The sequence below is a fragment of the Streptomyces bottropensis ATCC 25435 genome (assembly GCF_000383595.1).
Lineage (GTDB): Bacteria > Actinomycetota > Actinomycetes > Streptomycetales > Streptomycetaceae > Streptomyces > Streptomyces bottropensis.
Genome location: NZ_KB911581.1, coordinates 6,311,847 through 6,333,038, shown reverse-complemented (window position 1 = coordinate 6,333,038; position 21,192 = coordinate 6,311,847). Strand labels below are relative to the sequence as shown.

Sequence of the window (21,192 nt, the reverse complement as noted above, 5' to 3'; positions counted from 1 at the left end):
GAAGGCCCCGTGGAGCCGCAGGTCCCGGGGCCGGAAGCGTGAAGGGATCACCTGCTCAGGCGTACAGCCCCCGCAGTCGCACCGAGAGGCATGTCACACAGCCCTCCAGCTTCTCGAACTCGCTGATGTCGACCACGACCGGCTCGTACCCGAGGTCCGCGTACAGCTCCGCCGTCTTCGGCGCGCTGGCCGCCATCAGCAGCTTGTCGCCGCCGAGGAGCACCACATGCGCTCCGGCCTCCTCGGGCACCGGCAGGAAGCGGCCGAACAGCGAGGGCGTGTCCATCTTCGGGATGTGCCCGACGACCGTGCCGTCGGGCAGCGCGGTGACCGCCGACTTCAGATGCAGCACCTTGCTCACCGGCGCGGAGACGACCCGCGCGCCCAGTGGCTCGAACGCGGCCCGCAACTGCTGCACCCCGGCCGCGTTCGTCCGCCCGCCGCGCCCGACGAAGACGGTGTCGCCGACCTTGAGGACGTCGCCGCCCTCCAGCGTGCCCGGTGCCCAGACCCAGTTCACCGAGCAGCCGAGCGCGGCCACGGCCTCCTCGATCCCCTCGGTCTCGTCCCGCCGGGACTCGGCGCCGGGGCGCGCGATCAGGGCCACGTTCTTGTACATCACCACGGTGTCCTCGACGAAGACCGAGTCCGGGCAGTCGTCGGCCGGCTCCACCTCGATCGTCTCCCAGCCGTGGTCGCGCAGGGCCTTCCCGTACGCCTCCCACTGCTCGACCGCGAGGTCGACGTCCACCTCGGTGCGTTCGACGTGCGTGACGAGGCCCTCGGCCAGGCGGGGGCTGGGACGGCGGACGAGGGCTTTCCTGCTGGGCACGTGGGTGACTCCGAATCGAACGACGGTTTTCCGGCGCCCGTGAAGCGACGCCGGTCCGCCATCATGCAGCCCCGGCGCACGAGGACAAAACCACCGGAGCCAGGCTGTGGCCCGACTGAGATACTCGGCGGTAGGCGGGCCCGGCGCGGTCGTCCGCGCCGGACCCGCCGAGTCAGCCGGCCGCCTCGATCTCCTCCGGCGTCGTGGCCCGCAGCTCTCCCTCCTCCATCAGCAGCCACCGGGTGATCCCGATCGACTCCAGGAACGGCAGGTCGTGGCTGGCCACGATCAGCGCCCCCTCGTAGGACTCCAGTGCGGTCGTCAGCTGCCGCACGCTCGCCATGTCGAGGTTGTTCGTCGGCTCGTCCAGCATCAGCAGCTGCGGGGCGGGCTCGGCGAGCATCAGCGCGGCGAGGGCGGCCCGGAAGCGTTCCCCGCCGGACAGCGTCGCCGCCGGCTGGTCGGCGCGGGCGCCCCGGAACAGGAAGCGGGCCAGACGGGCCCGGATCCGGTTGTTGGTGGCGTCCGGCGCGAACCGGGCCACGTTCTCGGCGACCGTCAGCTCGTCGTCGAGGACGTCGAGCCGCTGCGGCAGGAACCGCATCGGGACATGCGCCGTCGTCTCGCCGCTCACCGGCTCCAGCTCGCCCGCGATCGTCCGCAGCAGCGTGGTCTTGCCCGAGCCGTTGCGGCCGATCAACGCGATCCGCTCCGGCCCGCGCAGGTCGAGCCCGCCCTTCACCCGGGCGCCGTACCTCAGCTCCAGGTCCAGCAGGGTGAGGACGGTACGGCCCGGGGGCACGGCCGTGTACGGCAGCTCGACGCGGATCTCGTCCTCGTCCCGTACCGCCTCCACCGCCTCGTCGAGCCGCTCCTTCGCCCCGGCGAGCCGCTCCTCGTGCAGGATGCGGTGCTTGCCCGCGGACTCCTGAGCGGCGCGCTTGCGCGCCCCGGCCACGATCTTCGGCACCCGCTTCTGGTCCTGCATCTTCTGCCCGAACCGCTTGCGCCGGGCCAACTTGACCTGGGCGTCGATCAGTTCGCGCTTCTGCTTCTTCAGGTCGGTCTCGGCGACCCGCACCATCCGCTCGGCGGCCTCCTGTTCGGTGGCGAGGGCCTCCTCGTAGGCGGAGAAGTTGCCGCCGTACCAGGTGACCTCGCCGGCGTGCAGATCCGCGATCTGGTCGACCAGGTCCAGGAGTTCACGGTCGTGGCTGACCACGACCATGACCCCGGACCATGCCTCGACGGCCTCGTACAGCCGGCGCCGAGCGAACAGGTCGAGGTTGTTGGTCGGCTCGTCGAGCAGGAGGACGTCGGGCCGGCGCAACAGCAGCGCGGCCAGGCGCAGCAGCACCGACTCGCCGCCCGAGACCTCGCCGATCGTGCGGTCCAGATCGACGTGGCCGAGGCCCAGCTGTCCGAGCGTCGCCAGGGCGCGTTCCTCCACGTCCCAGTCGTCGCCGATCGTCGCGAAGTGCTCCTCGGCCACGTCACCCGCCTCGATGGCGTGCAGCGCGGCACGGGCGGCGGCGATACCGAGCGTCTCGTCGACCCGCAGGCCGGTGTCGAGCGTGACGTTCTGCGGGAGGTAGCCGACCTCGCCGGCCACGCGGACGGTGCCGTCGGTCGGGGTGAGTTCCCCGGCGATCAGCTTCAACAGGGTTGATTTTCCTGAGCCGTTGACACCGACGAGCCCGGTCCGGCCGGGTCCGAAGGCGACCTGCAGATCCTCCAGGACGGGGGTGCCGTCGGGCCAGGCGAACGACAGGGAGGTACAGGTGAGAGAGAGGGGAGTAGACATGAGGAACCTCGCGGGTGCGGGAAGCGGCCAGGGGCGACGCGTTCGAAACACCGCGGGGCGACAGGACGGAGGCGGGGAAGAACCCGCTGCCGGCAGGACGGCTCAGACGCCGAGGTCGCACGCAACGCACACACGCGGGCGCCGGGATACGGCGGGGTGTGTGACGCGGTGTCTCAGGACCTCAGACGAGCAACGTCCTTCTCCAATCGACGGCAACAGGACCGTGAACCAACGTACGGAGGGCACCGGAAGGCTGTCAACGCATTAACGCGCGGCCCGCTCAGGGGGCGGCGCGAGTGGAGGCGGGGAGTGGGGCGGGGCCTCAGCGGGCGTCGTGGCGCGGGGCCTCAGCAGGCGTCGCGCATCAGCTGCGCCAGGTCGTGGTCGAGGTCGACCTGGTGGTGCTCCAGGCCCAGCGGCACCAGATCGATCGTGCTGTCCAGAAAGCGCCGCACCTCACCGGTGTGGACATGCACCACGGCGGTGCCCTCGGGGGCGTGGAACTCCAGGACCAGCCGCTCGTAGCCGTAGGGGCGGACGCGGACGTCCCCGTAGCCCACGGACTCCTCCATCCCGGTCACGAGCAGTTCACGGGCGAAGGTCCAGCAGACCTCGACGCCCTCCAGCGTGGCCGGGGCGGGGAAGGTCATACGGACGGCGAAGGGGTCGCGACGGTCGTAGTGGAGCGTGGCGGGAATGCTCGGCATCCGCGGCGCGGCGGCGACGAGACGGGCCTCTACGGGCTGCTCGATGACGGTGGACAACGCCTTGCTCCCTTGTGACGGGTGGACGGATTCCGGATGACTGAGGCCGGGCATTTCAGAAGACGCCGGATCGGGCCGATCCGTGCACATGAGGGTCGAGTGACCTCTGTCACCGAGCCCAATCACCGAGGTGATCGATTTCTCATCGCGTGTTCCGGGACATGGGAGAGGACACCGGACGCCGCCCCGCGGTTCCCGCGGAGGCCATCTGGACGGCACCGGATCGGTGCACTAGCTTCGCCCGCCATGAGGGGCTTGGGGCAGTCGAGGCGGATGAGTCGGACGAGTCGGACGATGGCGACGGGCCTGGCCGCGGTGGCGCTCGCCGCCGCCCTGGCGGTGCCCGCGCAGGCGCACGGGGAGGGCCGGCCACCGCACTGGGAACCGAAGCAGACCGGCACCGACGCGCGCTTTCGCGGTCTGGCCGCCGTCAGCCGGAACAGCGCGTGGCTGGCGGGTTCCGCGGGCACCGTGCTGCGCACCGGTGACGGGGGCAGGACCTGGCGCGACGTCTCGCCGCCCGGCGCACGGGAGTTGCAGTTCCGGGACATCGAGGCATTCGACGCACGCAGGGCGGTCGTGCTCGCCATCGGAGAGGGGGAGGCCTCCCGCGTGTACCGCACGGACGACGGCGGCGCGACATGGACCGAGTCGTTCCGGAACACCGACCCGCGTGCCTTCTACGACTGCCTCACCTTCTTCGACCCCCGTCACGGACTCGCCATGAGCGACCCGGTCGACGGGAAGTTCCGCATCCTGTCCACGCAGGACGGCGGCCGGTCCTGGTCGGTCCTGCCGAACGAGGGCATGCCCGCGGCCCTGGAGGGAGAGGCAGGCTTCGCCGCGAGCGGGCAGTGCCTGGTCGGTTCCGGTCCGCGCGACGTCTGGCTCGCGACCGGCGGGGCCGCACGCGCGCGGGTGCTGCACAGCGCCGACCGCGGGCTGACCTGGACGGCCGCCGACACCCCCGTCCCGGCCGGCGATCCGGCCCGTGGCGTCTTCGCGCTCGCCTTCCGCGACCGGGCGCACGGCATCGCCGTCGGCGGCGACTACCGCGCCGACCAGCCGTCCCCCCGGGCCGCGGCCACCACCGGGGACACCGGCCGCACCTGGAAACCCGCCGCGCAGCCGCCGCCCGCCTACCGCTCCGGGGTCGCCTGGCTCCCGTACAGCCGTACGACCGCCCTCGCCGTCGGCCCCACCGGCACCGACGTCACCACCGACGGGGGCCGCACCTGGCGCACGGTCGACACCGGCTCGTACGACACCGTCGACTGCGCTGCGGACCGGGGCTGCTGGGCGGCGGGCGAGAAGGGGCGCGTGGCCCGGCTGGAGAGCTGATCGCCGCGGAGTTGTTCCGGCGGTGCTGGGTACCCGTGGCGTGTTCGAATCACGAAGGGAGTGTGATCCGCATGCCACGCGGTTCGAGTCCCAAGAGGGAACGCCAGTACGAGCACATCAAGGAGAGCGCCGAGGACCGGGGCGAGAGCGAGTCGCGTGCCAAGGAGATCGCCGCCCGGACGGTCAACAAGGAGCGTGCGCGGTCCGGGGAGTCCAGGACCGCGAGCCGCACCTCCACGCGGGACATGTCGTCGAGCAGGCGCGGCGGTCAGCGCTCGCACGAGGGCTCCGAGGGGCCCACGCGCGACCAGCTCTACGAAGAGGCCAAGAAGCGCGGCATCCAAGGCCGTTCGGACATGAACAAGAGCCAGCTCAAGCGTGCCCTCGACAAGTAGCCCCGGATCTTCGCGCCATGGGGGATGCGTACGCTCGTCAGCATCATGACGACCGTACGCATCCCGGCGGGCTGGCCCGCCACCGAAGAGCAGGCCCTCGCCGTGCAGGACGAGTTGCGGGGCGAGGTGGTCCTCGACGAGAGCGGACCACCGCCCGGCACCGGGTACGTCACCGGCGTGGACGTGGCCTACGACGACGAGCGCGACGTCGTCGCGGCGGCGGCCGTGGTGCTCGACGCGGTGAGCCTCGACGTGGTGGCCGAGACCACGGCGGTCGGGCAGGTCTCCTTCCCCTACGTCCCCGGACTGCTCGCGTTCCGTGAGATCCCGACCGTGCTGGCCGCGCTCGACGCGCTGCCGTGCGACCCCGGTCTCGTCGTCTGCGACGGCTACGGCCTCGCCCACCCGCGCCGCTTCGGCCTCGCCGCCCACCTCGGCGTCCTCACCGGCCTGCCCACGATCGGCGTCGCGAAGAACCCCTTCACCTTCACCCACGACGACCCGGGCACCGCGCGCGGCAGCGCCGCCCCGCTCCTCGCGGGCACCGAGGAGGTGGGCCGCGCCCTGCGCACCCGCGACGGCGTCAAGCCGGTCTTCGTCTCCGTCGGCCACCGGGTGAGCCTCGACAACGCCTGCGCCCACACGCTCGCCCTCACCCCGGCCTACCGCCTCCCGGAGACCACCCGCCGCGCCGACTCCCTCTGCCGCCGGGCCCTGCGGGACACGACCGGCTGAACCCCGATTCCGGGCCGCGAGCGGGCGCCAAGGCATCTTCGCGCATACGTACCAACCTGATACCTGAGTACGAACTGAGTACCTGTACGGATGCCGGCGCACGTCATGATCGGCAGGCTGTGCCGTATGACGACGCACCGAGCACCGAAGCCCGCCGCCGCCCCCACCCACTCCGTCGAGCGGGTCGTGACGACCGGGCTGCTGCTCGCCCTGATCGCGGGGCTGGCCTGGATCGCCGGGATGATCTACACCCTGACGGGGTGGGCCCAGTAGGGCCCACCCGCCCCGAGGACGCCGGGAGGGGCCGTCCGCTACCGGCTCGCCGCCACCCGGAAGGTGATGCCCGCCGCGCGCAGCCGCTCGATCAGCGCGTCGCCCATCGCGACCGCCGTCGTGACCTGCCCCGCCGTGGCCGGCAGGTCGTCGAGGGCCAGGCACAGGGCGGACTCCGCGAACATCTTCGCCGTCTCGCCGTAGCCGGGGTCGCCGCCCGCGACCTCCGTGAAGACCCGGCGACCGCCGCCCTCGCCCACGAACCGCACCGAGAACCAGCTCTTCGCCCGCTTCTCCGCGCTCGGCCCCTCGCCCGGCTTGAGCCGGTCGCCCAACCAGCGCCGCACCGGCGGAACCTGGGCCGCGGCGACGACCGCGCCGACGAACGCGACCCCGCCCACCGCGAAGGGCAGGGTCTTCACGGCCGCGTAGTGGCGGTAGCGGAAGTCCGGCCCGTAGCGGGGCAGGGCGCGCGCCGAGCGCTGCACCACCTGCGCGTCGATGGTCGGCAGTGGCAGCGCCCACGCCCCGACCTCCTTGGCGAACCGGGGCGCGCTCACCGGCGCGTACGCCCGGCGCCCCACCATGCGCGGCTCGTGCCGCTTGCGGTCCCGCGCGGCGGCCATCGTCTCCCGGGTGCGCGAGAAGCCGGTGAGCGCGGAGTTGAACGTGCCGCCGGAGAACATCCCCTCGGCGCGCACGAAGCCGTCCACGGTGATCGGCACGTCCTTCGGGAGCTGCCGCACGGTGAAGTACGCGCCCAGGTCGTGCGGTATCGAGTCGAAGCCGGCCGCGTGCACGATCCGGGCGCCGGTCTCCCGCGCGCGTGCGTCGTGCCGGACGTACGTCAGGTCGACGAACTCGGGCTCGCCGGTGAGATCCAGATAGTCGGTGCCCTCGTCGGCGCAGGCGGCCACCAGCTCCTCGCCGTGCGTGATGTACGGACCGACGGTCGTGGCCACCACCCGTGCCTGCCGGGCGAGTTCGCGCACCGCCTGCGGATCCGACCCGTCCGCCCGGAGCACACCGATCCCCGCACCGCCGGGCAGTCGCTCGCGCAGGGCCGCCAGTTTCCCCGCGTCGCGCCCGGCGATCGCCCAGCGCAGCCCCTTCGGCGCGTGCGCGGCGAGATACTCCGCGGTGAGTTCCCCGACGAACCCCGTGGCTCCGTAGAGAACGACGTCGTACGCCCGATCCGGCCTGTTCTGCCCGCTCATTGCACCCCTCAGCACTCGCCCCCGCGCCGTTGTCGGTGGCTGAGGCTAGCGTGAGGGACGAGCAGCCGAGCGCGCGGGATCCGGAGGTGGCCGTGACCGTACCGAGGAACGCCCTGAAAAAGTGGCAGAAGGTACGCGAGTTCGCCCTCGCCATGCCCGGTGCCGTCGAGGAGTTCCCCTGGGGCGAGAGCGTCGCGAAGGTCAACAAGAAGGTGTTCGTGTTCCTCGGTACGGATGACGGCGGCCATCCGCTGGGCGTCACCGTCAAGCTCAGGGACGAGGAGACCCATGCCCACGCCCTGAGCTGCCCCGGCGCCGAGCCCGCGGGGTACGGCCTGGGCAAGGCCGGGTGGGTGCGCGTCCCGCTGGAGGAGAAGGGCGCCCCGGCCGTGGAGCTGCTGTGCGACTGGGTCGAGGAGAGCTACCGCGTGATCGCCCCGAAGAAGCTGATAGCGGAGCTGGACGCCCGCTGACTCCGGCGCCGGAAGCCGGGCGCGTGCGGGCTGACACGTGCGGCGACTCCGGGCACAATGACTGAGCGCCGATGACTAAGCGTTTGCTCATTCGGGGCTTGTGCGAAGGGGAACCCGTTCCTAACATCACCGGTGTCACATCGAATGTGTCACAGAGCATGGGGGCTCGATGACAGTGGCGAAGACGCCCGGCCACGGCCCGCTCGCCGGTGTGCGCGTGGTGGAACTGGCGGGCATCGGCCCGGGACCGTTCGCCGCCATGCTCCTCGCCGATCTCGGCGCCGACGTCGTCCGCGTCGACCGGCCGGGCGGCACGGGCCTCGCCGTGAACCCCCTGTACGACGTCACCAACCGCAACAAGCGCTCGGTGATCGTCGACCTGAAGTCTCCGGCCGGCCCGGACCTCGTCCTCGGCCTGGCCGACCGCGCCGACATCCTGATCGAGGGCTACCGGCCGGGCGTCGCCGAGCGCCTCGGCGTGGGCCCCGAGACCTGCCACGCCCGCAACCCGCGCCTCGTCTACGGCCGGATGACCGGCTGGGGCCAGCAGGGCCCGCTCGCCCGGCGCGCCGGGCACGACATCGCCTACATCGCCCTGACCGGCACCCTCGGCATGATCGGCGCCCCGGACACCCCGCCGCCCGCCCCCGCCAACCTGCTCGGCGACTACGCGGGCGGCTCCCTCTACCTCGTCGTCGGCGTCCTCGCCGCTCTCCACCACGCCCGCGCGACCGGCGCCGGTCAGGTGGTGGACGCGGCCATCGTCGACGGCACCGCGCACCTCTCCGCGATGATCCACGGCATGCTCGCCGCCGGCGGCTGGCAGGACCGCCGCGCCGCCAACCTCCTCGACGGCGGCTGCCCCTTCTACGGCACGTACGAGACGGCCGACGGCCGGTACATGGCCGTCGGCGCCCTTGAACAGCAGTTCTACGCCGAGTTCGTCGACCTCCTCGGCATCGCGGACCGGGCCCCGGCCCGCAAGGACGTGGCCGCCTGGGGCGAGCTGCGCGAGAGCGTCGCGGCCCGTTTCAGAAGCCGTACGAGGGACGAGTGGACGGCCGTCTTCGAGGGCTCCGACGCCTGTGTGGCCCCGGTCCTGTCGCTGAGCGAGGCCCCGCACCACCCGCACCTCGCGGCCCGGGGCACCTTCACCGACTTCGGCGGCATCACCCAGCCCGCCCCCGCGCCCCGCTTCTCCGCCACCCACACCTCCGTCCGCGGCGGACCCGCGCAGCCCGGCGCCGACACCGCCGAGGTCGCCCACGACTGGGGCATACCGGGCCTGTCGCCGAACGCCTCCGTCGTGGACGGCCCGGCGCCGGACGCCTCTCCCGCCGGTGCCTTCCCGCCGGACGGCGCCTCCCCGTCGGACGCGTCCGCCGAGGACACCGCCTGACACCGGCCCCCGGGCCGCACCCTCCCGCACTGGAAAGGCCAGACTCGTGAGCACCGAAGCGTACGTGTACGACGCGATCCGCACCCCGCGCGGCCGCGGCAAGGCCAACGGCTCCCTGCACGGCACCAAGCCCATCGACCTCGTCGTCGGCCTGATCCACGAGGTCCGGCGGCGCTTCCCCGGCCTCGACCCGGCCGCCGTCGACGACATCGTGCTCGGCGTCGTGGGCCCGGTGGGCGACCAGGGCTCCGACATCGCCCGCACCGCCGCGATCGCCGCCGGGCTGCCGGACACGGTGGCCGGCGTCCAGGAGAACCGCTTCTGCGCCTCGGGCCTGGAGGCCGTCAACCTGGCCGCCGCGAAGGTTCGTTCGGGCTGGGAGGACCTGGTGCTCGCGGGCGGTGTCGAGTCGATGTCCCGGGTGCCGATGGCCTCGGACGGCGGAGCCTGGTTCAACGACCCGATGACCAACCTGGCCGTCAACTTCGTACCCCAGGGCATCGGCGCCGACCTCATCGCCACGATCGAGGGCTTCACCCGGCGCGATGTCGACGAGTACGCGGCACTGTCCCAGGAGCGCGCGGCCGCCGCCTGGAAGGACGGCCGCTTCGACCGCTCCGTCGTCCCCGTCACCGACCGCTCCGGTCTCGTGGTGCTCGACCACGACGAGTACATGCGTCCCGGCACGACGGCCGACTCGCTCGCCAAGCTCAAGCCGTCGTTCGCCGACATCGGCGACCTGGGCGGCTTCGACGCGGTGGCGCTGCAGGAGTACCACTGGGTCGAGGAGATCGACCACGTCCACCACGCGGGCAACTCCTCCGGCATCGTGGACGGCGCCTCGCTCGTCGCCATCGGCAGCAAGGAGATCGGCGAGCGGTACGGCCTGCGCCCGCGCGCCCGGATCGTCTCCGCCGCCGTCTCCGGCTCCGAGCCCACCATCATGCTCACCGGCCCCGCCCCCGCGACCCGCAAGGCCCTCGCCAAGGCCGGGCTGACCATCGACGACATCGACCTCGTCGAGATCAACGAGGCGTTCGCGGCAGTGGTGCTCCGCTTCGTGCGGGACATGGGCCTCTCGCTCGACAAGGTGAACGTCAACGGCGGCTCGATCGCGCTCGGCCACCCGCTCGGCGCGACCGGCGCGATGATCCTCGGCACCCTCGTCGACGAGCTGGAGCGGCAGGACAAGCGGTACGGACTGGCCACGCTCTGCGTGGGCGGCGGCATGGGCATCGCGACGATCGTGGAACGCGTCTGAGACCACCGGCGGATCACGCGTCGCCGAAGCACGACGCGGATCGCACGACGCGGATCGCACGACGCCGATCGCACGACGCCGATCGCGACACGCGACCACCCGACCCAAGACTTCTGCGGAAAGACTCTACGGAGACCCTGTCATGACACAGAGCACCACCATCCGCTGGGAACAGGACCGCACGGGCCTCGTCACCCTCGTCATCGACGACCCGAACCAGTCCGCGAACACCATGAACCAGGCGTTCCGCGACTCCCTCGCGGTGACCACCGACCGGCTGGAGGCCGAGAAGGACAGCATTCGCGGCGTCATCATCACCTCCGCCAAGAAGACCTTCTTCGCCGGCGGTGACCTCCGCGACCTCATCAAGGCCACCCCCGAGACCGCGCAGCAGCTGTTCGACGGCGGCCTGGAGATCAAGCGCAACCTGCGCCGCATCGAGACCCTGGGCAAGCCCGTGGTCGCGGCCATCAACGGCGCCGCCCTCGGCGGCGGTTACGAACTGGCCCTCGCCTGCCACCACCGCGTCGCCCTCGACGCCCCCGGCTCGAAGATCGGCTGCCCCGAGGTGACCCTCGGTCTGCTGCCCGGCGGCGGGGGCATCGCCCGCACCGTACGCCTGCTGGGCATCGCCGACGCCCTGCTGAAGGTACTGCTGCAGGGCACCCAGTACAGCCCGCAACATGCCCTGGAGAATGGCCTGATCCACGAAGTGGCCGCCACGCAGGACGAGTTGATGGACAAGGCCCGCGCCTTCATCGACGCCAACCCCGAGTCGCGGCAGCCCTGGGACCAGCCCGGCCACCGCATCCCCGGCGGCACCCCCGCCCACCCGAAGTTCGCGGCGAACCTGCCCGCCTTCCCCGCCACGCTGCGCAAGCAGACGAACGGCGCGCCCTACCCGGCCCCGCGCAACATCCTCGCCGCCGCCGTCGAGGGCGCCCAGGTCGACTTCGAGACCGCCCAGGTCATCGAGGCGCGCTACTTCGTGGAGCTGGCCGCCGGGCAGACGTCGAAGAACATGATCCAGGCCTTCTTCTTCGACCTCCAGGCCGTCAACTCCGGCGCGAACCGCCCCAAGGGCGTCGAGCCGCGCCAGGTCCGCAGGGCCGCCGTCCTCGGCGCCGGGATGATGGGCGCCGGCATCGCGTACTCCTGCGCCCGCGCGGGCATCGACGTCGTCCTGAAGGACGTGACGCCCGAAGCGGCCGCGAAGGGCAAGGAGTACTCGCGCAAGCTCTGCGCCAAGGCGGTCGCCAAGGGCCGCACCACGCAGGAGAAGGCCGACGCGCTCCTCGCCCGCATCACCCCGACCGCCGACCCGGCCGACCTCGCGGGCTGCGACGCCGTCATCGAGGCCGTGTTCGAGAACACCGAGCTGAAGCACAAGGTCTTCCAGGAGATCGAGGGGGTCGTGGCACCGGACGCGCTGCTCTGCTCCAACACCTCCACCCTCCCCATCACCGAGCTGGCCGAGGGCGTCGTCCGCCGGTCCGACTTCATCGGCCTGCACTTCTTCTCACCCGTCGACAAGATGCCGCTCGTCGAGATCATCAAGGGCGAGCAGACGGGGGAGGAGGCCCTGGCCCGCGCCTTCGACCTGGTCCGCCAGATCAGGAAGACCCCGATCGTCGTCAACGACTCCCGCGGCTTCTTCACCTCCCGGGTCATCGGCCACTTCATCAACGAGGGCGTCGCGATGGTGGGGGAGGGCATCGAGCCCGCCTCCGTGGAACAGGCGGCGGCCCAGGCGGGCTACCCCGCCAAGGTCCTCTCCCTCATGGACGAGCTGACCCTCACCCTGCCCCGCAAGATCCGCGCCGAGTCACGGCGGGCCGTGGAGGAGGCGGGCGGCACGTGGGTGGAACACCCCGCCGACGCGGTCATCGACCGCATGGTCGACGAGTTCGCCCGGCCGGGCCGCAGCGGTGGCGCCGGCTTCTACGACTACGGCCCCGACGGCCGCCGCGCCAAACTCTGGCCCGGCCTGCGCGAACACTTCACCAGGCCCGGGTACCGGATCCCCTTCGAGGACATGCAGGAACGCATGCTCTTCGCGGAGGCCCTGGACACCGTCCGCCTCCTCGAAGAGGGCGTCCTGACCTCCGTCGCCGACGCCAACATCGGCTCCCTCCTCGGCATCGGCTTCCCCGGCTGGACCGGCGGCGTCCTCCAGTACATCAACGGCTATGAGGGCGGCCTGGCCGGCTTCGTGACCCGAGCCGAAGAACTCACCGCCCGCTACGGCCCCCGCTTCACCCCACCGGCCCTGCTACGGGAAAAGGCCCAGAGGGGAGAACCCTTCACAGACGCGTAAGCCCTCCGGGCGGGGGCGCGTCGGCCGGGTGCGGCCCGGTGGGGGTTGCTCGCGCAGTTCCCCGCGCCCCTGCTTTCAGGGGCGCGGGGAACTGCGCGAGAAGCCCCACCGAACCCGCAGATGGGCGTCGAAGGGGCGCAGCCCCTGGTGGGGGAGGGACGGGTAGGGGCGGCGGGGGCGAAAACACCCCCCGGCACACCCCCCGGCACACCCCACCCCCTCAAGACTCCACCACCCACCCCCGCAACTCCTCCGTCAACGACCGCTGAAAGGCCGTCAACAACGCCTGCACGACCAGCGGCTGCATACGCCCCGACAACGAACGCGCAACCTGCGCATCCCGCCCCGCCACCGCCTCCCGGAACAACCGGGACAACTCCCCCGCGGCAGCTCGCGAATACTCGGTCAACACACCCCGCGCCGCGAGAATCGACTCCTCGGACAGGGGCACATCGAGCAGCTCCACCCCGAGCCGCAACAACCCCACATCCACCCGCACAGCGTCCCCGTCCCGCTCGACCACCCCCATCGCGAGCAGCCGCTCCACCTCCGCCTCCCCCAGCGCCCGCCCGGCCCGCCGGTCCAGCTCCTCCCGCGTCACCGTCTCCACCGCGTCCGGCGCCCACGACGCCACCACCGCACGCTGCAGCGCGAGATCGCGCGGCGTGAGATCCGCCGGCAGCTGCCCCAGATACCGCTCGATGGCCGCGAGGGTCATGCCCTGCCGCTGCAGCTCCTCGATCAGCGCGAGCCGCGCGAGGTGATCCCGCCCGTAGTGACCGACCCGGCGGGGCCCGATCACCGGCGGCGGCAACAGCCCCCGCGTGCCGTAGAAGCGGACCGTACGCACCGTGACGCCCGCCCGCGCGGCCAGCTCGTCGACGGTGAGAACGATCTCTCCGGCGCCCTCGACGGTGCCCTCGCCGGAGCCGCCGCCGGTGCTCTGCGCGGTGTCGGTGGTCATGCACAGCAGTATCGCTGTCGCACCCGTGCCGTGACCTCCGGACGGCCGATTGTCAGTACCGCCCCGTACGGTGGCGTCATGTCGGGGATCACCTACGTCCGCGGGGACGCCACCACGCCGCTGGGCAAGGGCGTCAAGATCATCGCGCATGTCTGCAACGACATGGGCGGCTGGGGCAAGGGCTTCGTCCTGGCCCTCTCCCGCCGCTGGCCGGAACCGGAGGCCGCCTACCGCGCCTGGCACCGCGACCGGGCGCGCAACGACTTCGGACTCGGTGCCGCCCAGTTCGTCCGGGTCGGCCCGTACACGTGGGTGGCGAACCTGATAGGCCAGCACGGCACCCGCACCGGCAGCAAGGGCGCACCCGTCCGTTACGAGGCCATCGACACCGCCCTCGGCCTGCTCGCGGACAAGGCCCTGGAGCTGGAGGCCTCGGTCCACATGCCCCGTATCGGCTGCGGGCTCGCGGGCGGCACATGGTCCCGGGTGGAACCGCTGACAGCGGACCGCCTGGTGCGCCGCGGGATTCCGGTGACGGTGTACGACCACGGGGACTGAACCCGGGCCGGAGCGCGGTACCGCCGGGACGCGAGCGGGTAGGGCACCCCTATGGAACTGCTCCCGATGGACATCGGCCCGCTCAACCCGGTCGTCGCGGAACTCGTCGTCGCGGCGCTGCTGTTCGCCCTGGTGTTCCTCTTCTTCGTCCGGCTCGTGCCCCGCGTCCAGCGGGTCCTCGACGAACGGGAGGCGGCGACCAAGGGAACCGAGGCGCAGGCGGAAGCCCTGCGGGAGGAGATCCGGATCAAGCGGGCGGAGGTGGCGCGGACCCTGGCCGAAGCCCGTCACGAGGCGGCCCGCATCCGTCAGCGCGCCCACGAGGAGGGTGCCGCCCTGATCGCCGAGGCCCGCGCCGACGCCCACCGGGAGTCCACCACCCTCCTCACCGAGGGCCGCGCCCGCCTCGGCGCCGACCGTGCCAGGGCCGAGGCCGAACTCGGCGTCCACGTCTTCGCGCTGGCCTCGGACCTCGCCGGCAGAATCATCGGCGAACCGGTCGAGGTGGAGGTCCAGCCGCGCCCCTGAGGCCGACGGCCCTGCGAGCGGCTCCTTTCGGCCACAGGCGTGGCCGAAGCCCCGCGAACCCCAATGATGCCTCTTTTGCACGGGAGTTGACCGCAGTACCGTCCGCGCATGCCGATACCTGTGCGACGCACACGCTTCACGACCTGGAGATCGCTCGCGACGGCGGCCACGGCCGCCGCCCTCACGGCCTCGTTCCTCACCCCGGCGGTCGCCGGCACCCCGGCCCCCCGGAAGAGCGAACCGGTCTACTCGTACGACAAGGCCATCCGCGAGGCCGTCTGGGTGGACACCGGGCTCGACGGCGACCGCGACGGGAGGAAGGACCGCGTCGCGGTCGACATCGTCCGTCCGAGCGAACCCGCCCAGCGGGGCCGCAAGATTCCCGTGATCATGGACGCCAGCCCGTACTACTCCTGCTGCGGACGCGGCAACGAGAGCCAGCGCAAGACGTACGACGCCCAGGGGAACATCGTCCAGACACCGCTGTTCTACGACAACTACTTCGTGCCCCGCGGCTACGCGTTCGTCGCCGTCGACCTCGCCGGCACCAACCGCTCCGACGGCTGTGTGGACGTCGGCGGCCGCTCCGACATCCAGTCCGCCAAGGCGGTCGTCGACTGGCTCAACGGCCGCGGCAGGGCGTACACCACCCGCACGGGCGGCGCGTTGGCCAAGGCCCGCTGGACCAACGGCAGAACCGGCATGATCGGCAAGAGCTACGACGGCACGATCGCCAACGGTGTGGCCGCCACCGGCGTCGAGGGCCTGGAGACCATCGTCCCGATCGGCGCGATCTCCTCCTGGTACGACTACTACTTCGCCAAGGGCGCCCCCCTCTACGACTCGGGTCCCGAGTGGCTCTCCGACTACGTGGAGAGCCCGGGAGCCCGCGCCAAGTGCGGTCACGTCCAGCGGAAACTGGTCGACGGGGCCCCGCGCACCGGCGACCGGACCCCCTTCTGGGCAGAGCGCGACTACGTCAGGAACGTCCGGAAGATCGACGCCAGCGTCTTCGTCATCCACGGCCAGCAGGACCTGAACGTCCGCCCCAAGCACTTCGGCCAGTGGTGGGACGCCCTCGCCGCGCACGGCGTCGAGCGCAGGATCTGGCTCTCCCAGACCGGCCACGTCGACCCGTTCGACTTCCGCCGCGCGGAGTGGGCCGACACCCTGCACCGCTGGTTCGACCACGAACTCCTCGGCTACGACAACGGCATCGACGACGAGCCCATGGCCGACATCGAACGCCACCCGGACCAGTGGGAGACGTCCACGCTCTGGCCGCCGCGCGCGACCAGGACCGCGACCCTCCGCCCGGCGAAGGGCAGCGCACCGGGCGTCGGCACCCTCGGCCTGCGCAAGCGGTCCGGCACCGAGTCCTTCACCGACGACCCGGCGCTGGACGAGACCGACTGGGCCGCGTACGTCGACAGGTCCACCCCCGACAAGGCGGGCTTCGTCACCGCGCCCCTCACCAGGGACCTGCGGCTGTCCGGCTCCTCCAAGGTCACCGTCACCGCCACGTCCACCACCTCCGCCGCCCACCTCTCGGCGGTCCTGGTCGACCTCGGCCCGGACACCGTCCGTGACTACGCGGCGGCGGGCGAGGGCATCACCACCCTCACCGAGCGCACCTGCTGGGGCCCGAGCACGACCGGCGACAGCTCCTGCTTCCGGGAGACCCGGGCGAAGACGGCCGACGTGGATTACACGATCTTCAGCCGCGGCTGGGCCGACCTCGGCAACCACTCCTCGGGCACCGGAGCCCCGCTCACGCCCGGCACCCCGTACACGATCACGCTCGACCTGCACGCGAGCGACCACGTCGTTCCGGCCGGCCACCGTCTCGCGCTGATCGTCGCGGGCACCGACAAGGACCTGATCGACCCGCCGGCCGCCACGCCCACCCTGACCATCGACCTCCGGAGGACCTCCGCGAAGGTTCCGCTGGTCGGCGGTGCCGCCGCCTTCGAGAGGGCGACCACCGGCGCCACGGCCACCCCGGGGGCCACCGTGCTCGACGGCGTGCGCGACCCGGGCCGGGCCGCCCGCGTGCCCGGCGGCACGGCGTGAGGGCCCGGATCGCGGCGCTGATCGCCACCGCCCTCGCCGCCCCCCTGCTGTCGACGCCCGCGTACGCCACGGACACCGCCCCGCCGCGCACCGGGTTCGAGCGGTCGGGCGGCGCCCGCTGGACCACTCAGCCCGAGGAGCAGGAGTTCCTGGCCGCCGTCGACCGGGCGAGCGACCGTGTGTCGGTCGCCCGGATCGGCACGACCGGGCAGGGCCGCCCGCTCCAGCTCGTCCGCGTCGGCGCCCGGTCCGCCTCGCGCACGGTCCTGCTCATCTGCAGCCAGCACGGCGACGAGCCCTCCGGCCGCGAGGCCTGCCTCACCACGATCCGCGACCTCGCTCGTTCCGGGGACGAGCGGACCCGGCGGCTGCTGCGGTCCACCACCGTTCTCGTCGTCCCCACGGCCAACCCCGACGGCCGGGCCGCCGACACCCGAGGCAACGCCGACGGCATCGACATCAACCGCGACCACCTCGCCCTGCACACGGGCGAGGCACGGGCGCTCGCCGCCGTCCAGCGCGACCACCAACCTGACGTCGTCTACGACCTGCACGAATACGGTGCCACACCCCAGTACTACGACAAGGACCTCTTCGACCTCTGGCCCCGCAACCTCAACACCGACGCGGCCGTCCACGCCGAGGCCCGCACCCTCTCCCTGGACCACGTGCGCCCGGCCGCGTGGGCCGCCGGTCACACGACCGGCACCTACGGCATCTGGACCGACCCGGTCACCGGCGACCCGATCCGCCAGGTCGCCGGTGACGGCCAGGAACGCATCCTGCGGAACATGTCCGGAATCAAGCACTCGGTCGGACTGCTGATCGAGAGCCGCGTGGAACCGGCGGCCGGCGGCACCGAGGGACCGGCCAACCACCTTCGCCGGGTGAACTCGCAGCTCGCGGCGCTGAAGGGGCTGTTCGCCTTCGCCGGTGAACGCGGCCGACGGGTCGACCGGGTGACCGGCGCGGCCCGTCTCGCCGGCCTGCGCGACACCGGCCCGGTCTACGTCGGCGGTGCCGACAACGACCCGGCCGAACCCGCCGAGGTGATCCCGGACCCGCCCTGCGGCTACCGGCTCACCGAACAGCAGTACGAAGAGTTCGCGGACGAGCTGGCCCTGCACGGCGTCCGCGTACGGCCCGAGGGTGACGGCGACGGCGTACTCGTACCGCTGCGCCAGCGGCTGCGGGCGCTCGTGCCGCTGCTGCTCGACGAGCGGGCGCCGTACCACCTGGCGGAGGGAGTGCCCGACACCACCTGTTGAACAAGAAAGTGTCGAGGTCACATGTGATAGGCGTTCCTGGGCAGGAGAGGGTCAGTTCCAGCCACTCTTGAAAGGTTCCACCTGTGACGCACGACCAACAGACCCCCCACCACGGGGGAGGCGCGCTTCCCGGCTCGGAAGCGGGCCTCTCCGGCGGCGGGCGGCCCCGGACGGACCGTGTCGTGTTCGGCGTGACGGCGGCACTCACCCTGGCCTTCGTCCTCTGGGGTGCCATCTGGACCGACTCGCTCGAAACCGCCTCCGGCAAGATGCTGAGCGGCCTGATCCACAACGGTGGCTGGGCGTTCATGCTGGCCGCCTCCTGCTTCGTCATCTTCGCCCTGTGGCTCGCGGTCAGCCGCTACGGCCGCATCCACCTGGGGGTCGAGGGCGAGAAGCCCGAGTTCCGCACGGTCTCCTGGGTCGCCATGATGTTCAGCGCCGGCATGGGCATCGGCCTGATGTTCTACGGCGTGAGCGAACCCCTCGCCCACTACACCGCGCCCCCGCCGGGCACGAACCCCGAGGGTTCCGGCGAGCGCATGGAAACGGCGATGGCGACCACCCTCTTCCACTGGACGCTGCACCCCTGGGCGATCTACGCGGTGGTCGGCCTCGCCATCGCCTACAGCACCTTCCGCAAGCGGCGCCGCCAGACCATCAGCGCCGTCTTCACCCCGCTGATCGGCGAGAAGCACGCCAACGGCACCACCGGCCGGGTCATCGACATCCTCGCGATCGTCGCCACGATCTTCGGCTCGGCGGCCTCCCTCGGCCTCGGCGCCCTCCAGATCGGCTCCGGTGTCACGGAGCTGGGCTGGATGGGCAAGGTGAGCACCGGCCTGCTCGTCGGCATCATCGCGGTCCTGACCCTCGCCTTCGTCGCCTCCGCCGTGTCCGGAGTCGAGAAGGGCATCCAGTGGCTGTCCAACATCAACATGGTGCTGGCCCTGCTGCTGGCCGTCTTCGTCTTCGTCGCCGGCCCCACCATCCTCATCCTCGACCTGCTGCCCACCTCGGCCTTCTCCTACCTCGGCGACCTGCCCCAGCTCGCGGGCCGCACCGAGGCGTCCGGCGGCAAGGGCGTCGCCGACTGGCTCGGCAGCTGGACCGTCTTCTACTGGGCGTGGTGGATCTCCTGGACGCCCTTCGTCGGCATGTTCATCGCCCGCATCAGCCGCGGCCGCACCATCCGCCAGTTCATCGGCGGCGTCATCCTCGTCCCCAGCTCGGTCAGCCTCGTCTGGTTCGCCGTCTTCGGCGGTACGGCGATGAAGCTGCAGGAGCAGGGCCGGCTCGGTGAGGAGGCCACCCCGGAGGGCCAGCTCTTCGCCGTCCTCCACGAGTTCCCCGTCGCCACGGTCTCCAGCCTGCTCGTGATGATCCTCGTCGGCATCTTCTTCGTCTCCGGCGCCGACGCCGCCTCCATCGTCATGGGCACGCTCTCCCAGCGCGGCGCGCTCGAACCCGGCCGCTTCGTCGTCGTCTTCTGGGGCGTCGTCACCGGGGCCGTAGCCGCGATCATGCTCCTGGTCGGCAGCGGGCAGGGTGACGCCCTCACGGGCCTGCAGAACCTGACGATCCTGGCCGCCGCGCCGTTCGTCGTCGTCATGATCGGCATGTGCGTCGCGCTCATGCGCGACCTGCGCCGTGACTCGGTGATGGTGCGCGAGGAGATGGCCTCCGAGGCGGTCGAACTCGCCGTCATCGAGGGCCACAAGCGCTACGACGGCGACTTCGAGATCAGGGTCGGCCCCGGCCAGGGCACGGAGATCGAGGGCGACCCGATCGGCCACCGCGCGGAGTGAGAGGGGCAGGGGCGCGGGGGGAGTGGGCGGGCGGCCGCGACATTTCGCGGCCGCCCTCGTCACGCCTCGCACGCGCACTGGCTCGCACGCGCACTGGCTCGCACGCGCACTGGCTCGCACGCGCACTGGCTCGCACGCGCACTGGCCTAGGCACTCGCACTCGCCCCCGCGCCTGCGCCGGTCACCCGGAGGCGAGTCGTGCCGCCTCCCGCGCGCAGCCCCACGCCACCGTGACCCCTGCCCCACCGTGACCGTAGTTGTGCACCAACACCCGCCCGCCCGGCAGGACCTCGCGCTCCAACCGCACGGCGGGCCGCGCGGGCCGCAGCCCCACCCGGTGCTCGATGACCCGGGCCCCCTCGATCTCGGGCCGGATCGCCGCACACCGCCGCACGATCTCCCGCGCGATCACCGGATCCGGCGTCAGGGACCAGGCGTCCTCCTCCGCCGTGCCGCCCAGGATCAGACCGCCCGGCTGAGGAATGAAGTACGTGCTCTCGGACCCGCCGTGATCCACCGAGGTGAGCCAGGTGGTGACCCCGGGGTTCTCCACGACGACCAACTGACCCCGCACCGGCCGTACGGAGGGATCCGGCACCAGCTTCCGCGCCCCCAGCCCCGTGCAGTTGACGACGACCGGCGCGTCGACCGCCGCGAGATCCGTGACCGTACGCTCCTCCACCACCCCGCCCGCCGCGGCGAACCGCTCGCGCAGCCACCGCAGATGGACCGGCATGTCGATCAACGGCAGCCGCGCCCACAGGCCGACGCCCGCGTACTCACCGGCCGTCGCCACCCGCAGCCCGGGCACCCGGGAGGCCCACGCACCCAGTCCGTCCAGTTCGGTCCCGCCGTGTACGCCCTCGACCATGCGTACGCCCGTCTCGCCGGACCGGGCCGTCAGCTCCTCGTACACGGACAGGGTGACGAGCGCCCACGCGCCGACGAGCTCCTCCGGCTCGATCCGATAGGGCCACCACAGTCCGCCCGCGACGGCGGACGTCGTCAGCTCCGCGGGCTCCCGTGTCCGGATCCGGACCCGCCTGCCGCCCTCCGCCAGCACGACGGCCGTCGTGAGACCGACGACTCCGCCACCGACCACGATCACATCGCTGTTCGATTCCTTGGTCACGCAGGGACGCTAACGGAATGTGGCGGACCGTGCGCAGAAGTCTGCCTTTG

The 21,192-nt window shown here is 72.1% G+C and carries 19 protein-coding genes; 13 read left to right on the top strand and 6 right to left on the bottom strand.

What is annotated here, in order from left to right; translation table 11 throughout:
* Window positions 1-55: 55 nt before the first annotated feature.
* The 3 genes from ddaH to ssgD all read right to left on the bottom strand — a co-directional run bounded on the left by ddaH (window position 56) and on the right by ssgD (window position 3,400).
* A complete protein-coding gene (gene ddaH / locus STRBO_RS0128280; RefSeq protein WP_005484661.1) occupies window positions 56-832 on the bottom strand; it encodes a dimethylargininase in 777 nt (258 codons plus the stop codon).
* Between the two features lie 172 nt (window positions 833-1,004).
* Window positions 1,005-2,636: an ABC-F family ATP-binding cassette domain-containing protein gene (locus STRBO_RS0128275; protein WP_005484660.1), complete on the bottom strand. Its 1,632-nt coding sequence runs from the start codon at window positions 2,634-2,636 to the stop codon at window positions 1,005-1,007.
* Window positions 2,637-2,983: 347 nt separating this feature from the next.
* The gene (gene ssgD / locus STRBO_RS0128270) at window positions 2,984-3,400 is read right to left on the bottom strand and encodes a spore wall synthesis regulator SsgD (RefSeq protein WP_005484659.1); all 417 of its coding nucleotides are present in this window, start codon (window positions 3,398-3,400) and stop codon (window positions 2,984-2,986) included.
* A 294-nt stretch (window positions 3,401-3,694) separates the two neighbouring features.
* On the opposite strand from ssgD, the gene STRBO_RS0128265 reads away from it, so the two are divergent.
* The 4 genes from STRBO_RS0128265 (at window position 3,695) to mmpA (ending at window position 6,144) form a co-directional block, all read left to right on the top strand.
* Complete coding sequence (locus STRBO_RS0128265; protein WP_005484658.1) at window positions 3,695-4,741, top strand: WD40/YVTN/BNR-like repeat-containing protein; 1,047 nt, start codon at window positions 3,695-3,697, stop codon at window positions 4,739-4,741.
* 71 nt (window positions 4,742-4,812) lie between these two features.
* A complete protein-coding gene (locus tag STRBO_RS0128260; RefSeq protein WP_005484657.1) occupies window positions 4,813-5,136 on the top strand; it encodes a hypothetical protein in 324 nt (107 codons plus the stop codon).
* A 45-nt stretch (window positions 5,137-5,181) separates the two neighbouring features.
* Window positions 5,182-5,871: an endonuclease V gene (locus STRBO_RS0128255; RefSeq protein WP_028796892.1), complete on the top strand. Its 690-nt coding sequence runs from the start codon at window positions 5,182-5,184 to the stop codon at window positions 5,869-5,871.
* A 126-nt stretch (window positions 5,872-5,997) separates the two neighbouring features.
* Window positions 5,998-6,144, top strand: a complete 147-nt coding sequence (gene mmpA, locus STRBO_RS40675; protein ID WP_202500503.1) for a morphogenic membrane protein MmpA — start codon at window positions 5,998-6,000, stop codon at window positions 6,142-6,144.
* Between the two features lie 38 nt (window positions 6,145-6,182).
* Here mmpA and STRBO_RS0128245 read toward each other — a convergent pair whose 3' ends face one another.
* Window positions 6,183-7,361 (bottom strand): saccharopine dehydrogenase family protein, encoded by a 1,179-nt coding sequence (locus STRBO_RS0128245; protein WP_005484654.1) that lies wholly within the window; start codon window positions 7,359-7,361, stop codon window positions 6,183-6,185.
* Between the two features lie 92 nt (window positions 7,362-7,453).
* On the opposite strand from STRBO_RS0128245, the gene STRBO_RS0128240 reads away from it, so the two are divergent.
* From STRBO_RS0128240 to STRBO_RS0128225, 4 genes are all read left to right on the top strand, one after another.
* Window positions 7,454-7,834 (top strand): MmcQ/YjbR family DNA-binding protein, encoded by a 381-nt coding sequence (locus tag STRBO_RS0128240; RefSeq protein ID WP_028796891.1) that lies wholly within the window; start codon window positions 7,454-7,456, stop codon window positions 7,832-7,834.
* Between the two features lie 169 nt (window positions 7,835-8,003).
* Entirely contained in the window at window positions 8,004-9,233 is a 1,230-nt protein-coding gene (locus STRBO_RS0128235) for a CaiB/BaiF CoA transferase family protein (protein WP_028796890.1), read from the top strand.
* Between the two features lie 46 nt (window positions 9,234-9,279).
* Complete coding sequence (locus STRBO_RS0128230) at window positions 9,280-10,494, top strand: acetyl-CoA C-acetyltransferase (RefSeq protein ID WP_005484651.1); 1,215 nt, start codon at window positions 9,280-9,282, stop codon at window positions 10,492-10,494.
* Window positions 10,495-10,636: 142 nt separating this feature from the next.
* Window positions 10,637-12,811 (top strand): 3-hydroxyacyl-CoA dehydrogenase NAD-binding domain-containing protein, encoded by a 2,175-nt coding sequence (locus STRBO_RS0128225; RefSeq protein WP_005484650.1) that lies wholly within the window; start codon window positions 10,637-10,639, stop codon window positions 12,809-12,811.
* 220 nt (window positions 12,812-13,031) lie between these two features.
* Here STRBO_RS0128225 and STRBO_RS0128220 read toward each other — a convergent pair whose 3' ends face one another.
* Window positions 13,032-13,775, bottom strand: a complete 744-nt coding sequence (locus tag STRBO_RS0128220; RefSeq protein ID WP_005484649.1) for a MerR family transcriptional regulator — start codon at window positions 13,773-13,775, stop codon at window positions 13,032-13,034.
* Window positions 13,776-13,853: 78 nt separating this feature from the next.
* Here STRBO_RS0128220 and STRBO_RS0128215 point away from each other — a divergent pair, with 78 nt between their 5' ends.
* From STRBO_RS0128215 to STRBO_RS0128195, 5 genes are all read left to right on the top strand, one after another.
* Window positions 13,854-14,333: a macro domain-containing protein gene (locus STRBO_RS0128215; protein ID WP_005484648.1), complete on the top strand. Its 480-nt coding sequence runs from the start codon at window positions 13,854-13,856 to the stop codon at window positions 14,331-14,333.
* A 51-nt stretch (window positions 14,334-14,384) separates the two neighbouring features.
* Window positions 14,385-14,861 carry a F0F1 ATP synthase subunit B family protein gene (locus STRBO_RS0128210; RefSeq protein ID WP_005484647.1) on the top strand — a complete coding sequence of 159 codons (477 nt, stop codon included), beginning with the start codon at window positions 14,385-14,387 and terminating at the stop codon, window positions 14,859-14,861.
* A 108-nt stretch (window positions 14,862-14,969) separates the two neighbouring features.
* Window positions 14,970-16,934 (top strand): Xaa-Pro dipeptidyl-peptidase, encoded by a 1,965-nt coding sequence (locus tag STRBO_RS0128205; protein ID WP_028796889.1) that lies wholly within the window; start codon window positions 14,970-14,972, stop codon window positions 16,932-16,934.
* Window positions 16,931-18,202 carry a M14 family metallopeptidase gene (locus STRBO_RS0128200; protein ID WP_005484645.1) on the top strand — a complete coding sequence of 424 codons (1,272 nt, stop codon included), beginning with the start codon at window positions 16,931-16,933 and terminating at the stop codon, window positions 18,200-18,202. The genes STRBO_RS0128205 and STRBO_RS0128200 overlap by 4 nt, the downstream gene beginning before the upstream one ends.
* A gap of 83 nt (window positions 18,203-18,285) precedes the next feature.
* Window positions 18,286-20,010: a BCCT family transporter gene (locus STRBO_RS0128195; protein WP_020115191.1), complete on the top strand. Its 1,725-nt coding sequence runs from the start codon at window positions 18,286-18,288 to the stop codon at window positions 20,008-20,010.
* Between the two features lie 181 nt (window positions 20,011-20,191).
* Here STRBO_RS0128195 and STRBO_RS0128190 read toward each other — a convergent pair whose 3' ends face one another.
* Window positions 20,192-21,142: an NAD(P)/FAD-dependent oxidoreductase gene (locus STRBO_RS0128190; RefSeq protein ID WP_005484643.1), complete on the bottom strand. Its 951-nt coding sequence runs from the start codon at window positions 21,140-21,142 to the stop codon at window positions 20,192-20,194.
* Window positions 21,143-21,192: the final 50 nt, after the last annotated feature.

Excerpts from the sequence above, each read along its gene's own strand:
- STRBO_RS0128205 (WP_028796889.1), top strand. The coding sequence starts at position 14,970 with ATGCCGATACCTGTGCGACGCACACGCTTCACGACCTGGAGATCGCTC.
- STRBO_RS0128265 (WP_005484658.1), top strand. The coding sequence starts at position 3,695 with ATGGCGACGGGCCTGGCCGCGGTGGCGCTCGCCGCCGCCCTGGCGGTG.
- STRBO_RS0128275 (WP_005484660.1), bottom strand. The coding sequence starts at position 2,636 with ATGTCTACTCCCCTCTCTCTCACCTGTACCTCCCTGTCGTTCGCCTGG.
- STRBO_RS0128245 (WP_005484654.1), bottom strand. The coding sequence starts at position 7,361 with ATGAGCGGGCAGAACAGGCCGGATCGGGCGTACGACGTCGTTCTCTAC.
- STRBO_RS0128210 (WP_005484647.1), top strand. The coding sequence starts at position 14,385 with ATGGAACTGCTCCCGATGGACATCGGCCCGCTCAACCCGGTCGTCGCG.
- STRBO_RS0128235 (WP_028796890.1), top strand. The coding sequence starts at position 8,004 with ATGACAGTGGCGAAGACGCCCGGCCACGGCCCGCTCGCCGGTGTGCGC.
- mmpA (WP_202500503.1), top strand. The coding sequence starts at position 5,998 with ATGACGACGCACCGAGCACCGAAGCCCGCCGCCGCCCCCACCCACTCC.
- STRBO_RS0128215 (WP_005484648.1), top strand. The coding sequence starts at position 13,854 with ATGTCGGGGATCACCTACGTCCGCGGGGACGCCACCACGCCGCTGGGC.
- STRBO_RS0128260 (WP_005484657.1), top strand. The coding sequence starts at position 4,813 with ATGCCACGCGGTTCGAGTCCCAAGAGGGAACGCCAGTACGAGCACATC.
- STRBO_RS0128255 (WP_028796892.1), top strand. The coding sequence starts at position 5,182 with ATGACGACCGTACGCATCCCGGCGGGCTGGCCCGCCACCGAAGAGCAG.
- STRBO_RS0128225 (WP_005484650.1), top strand. The coding sequence starts at position 10,637 with ATGACACAGAGCACCACCATCCGCTGGGAACAGGACCGCACGGGCCTC.
- STRBO_RS0128220 (WP_005484649.1), bottom strand. The coding sequence starts at position 13,775 with ATGACCACCGACACCGCGCAGAGCACCGGCGGCGGCTCCGGCGAGGGC.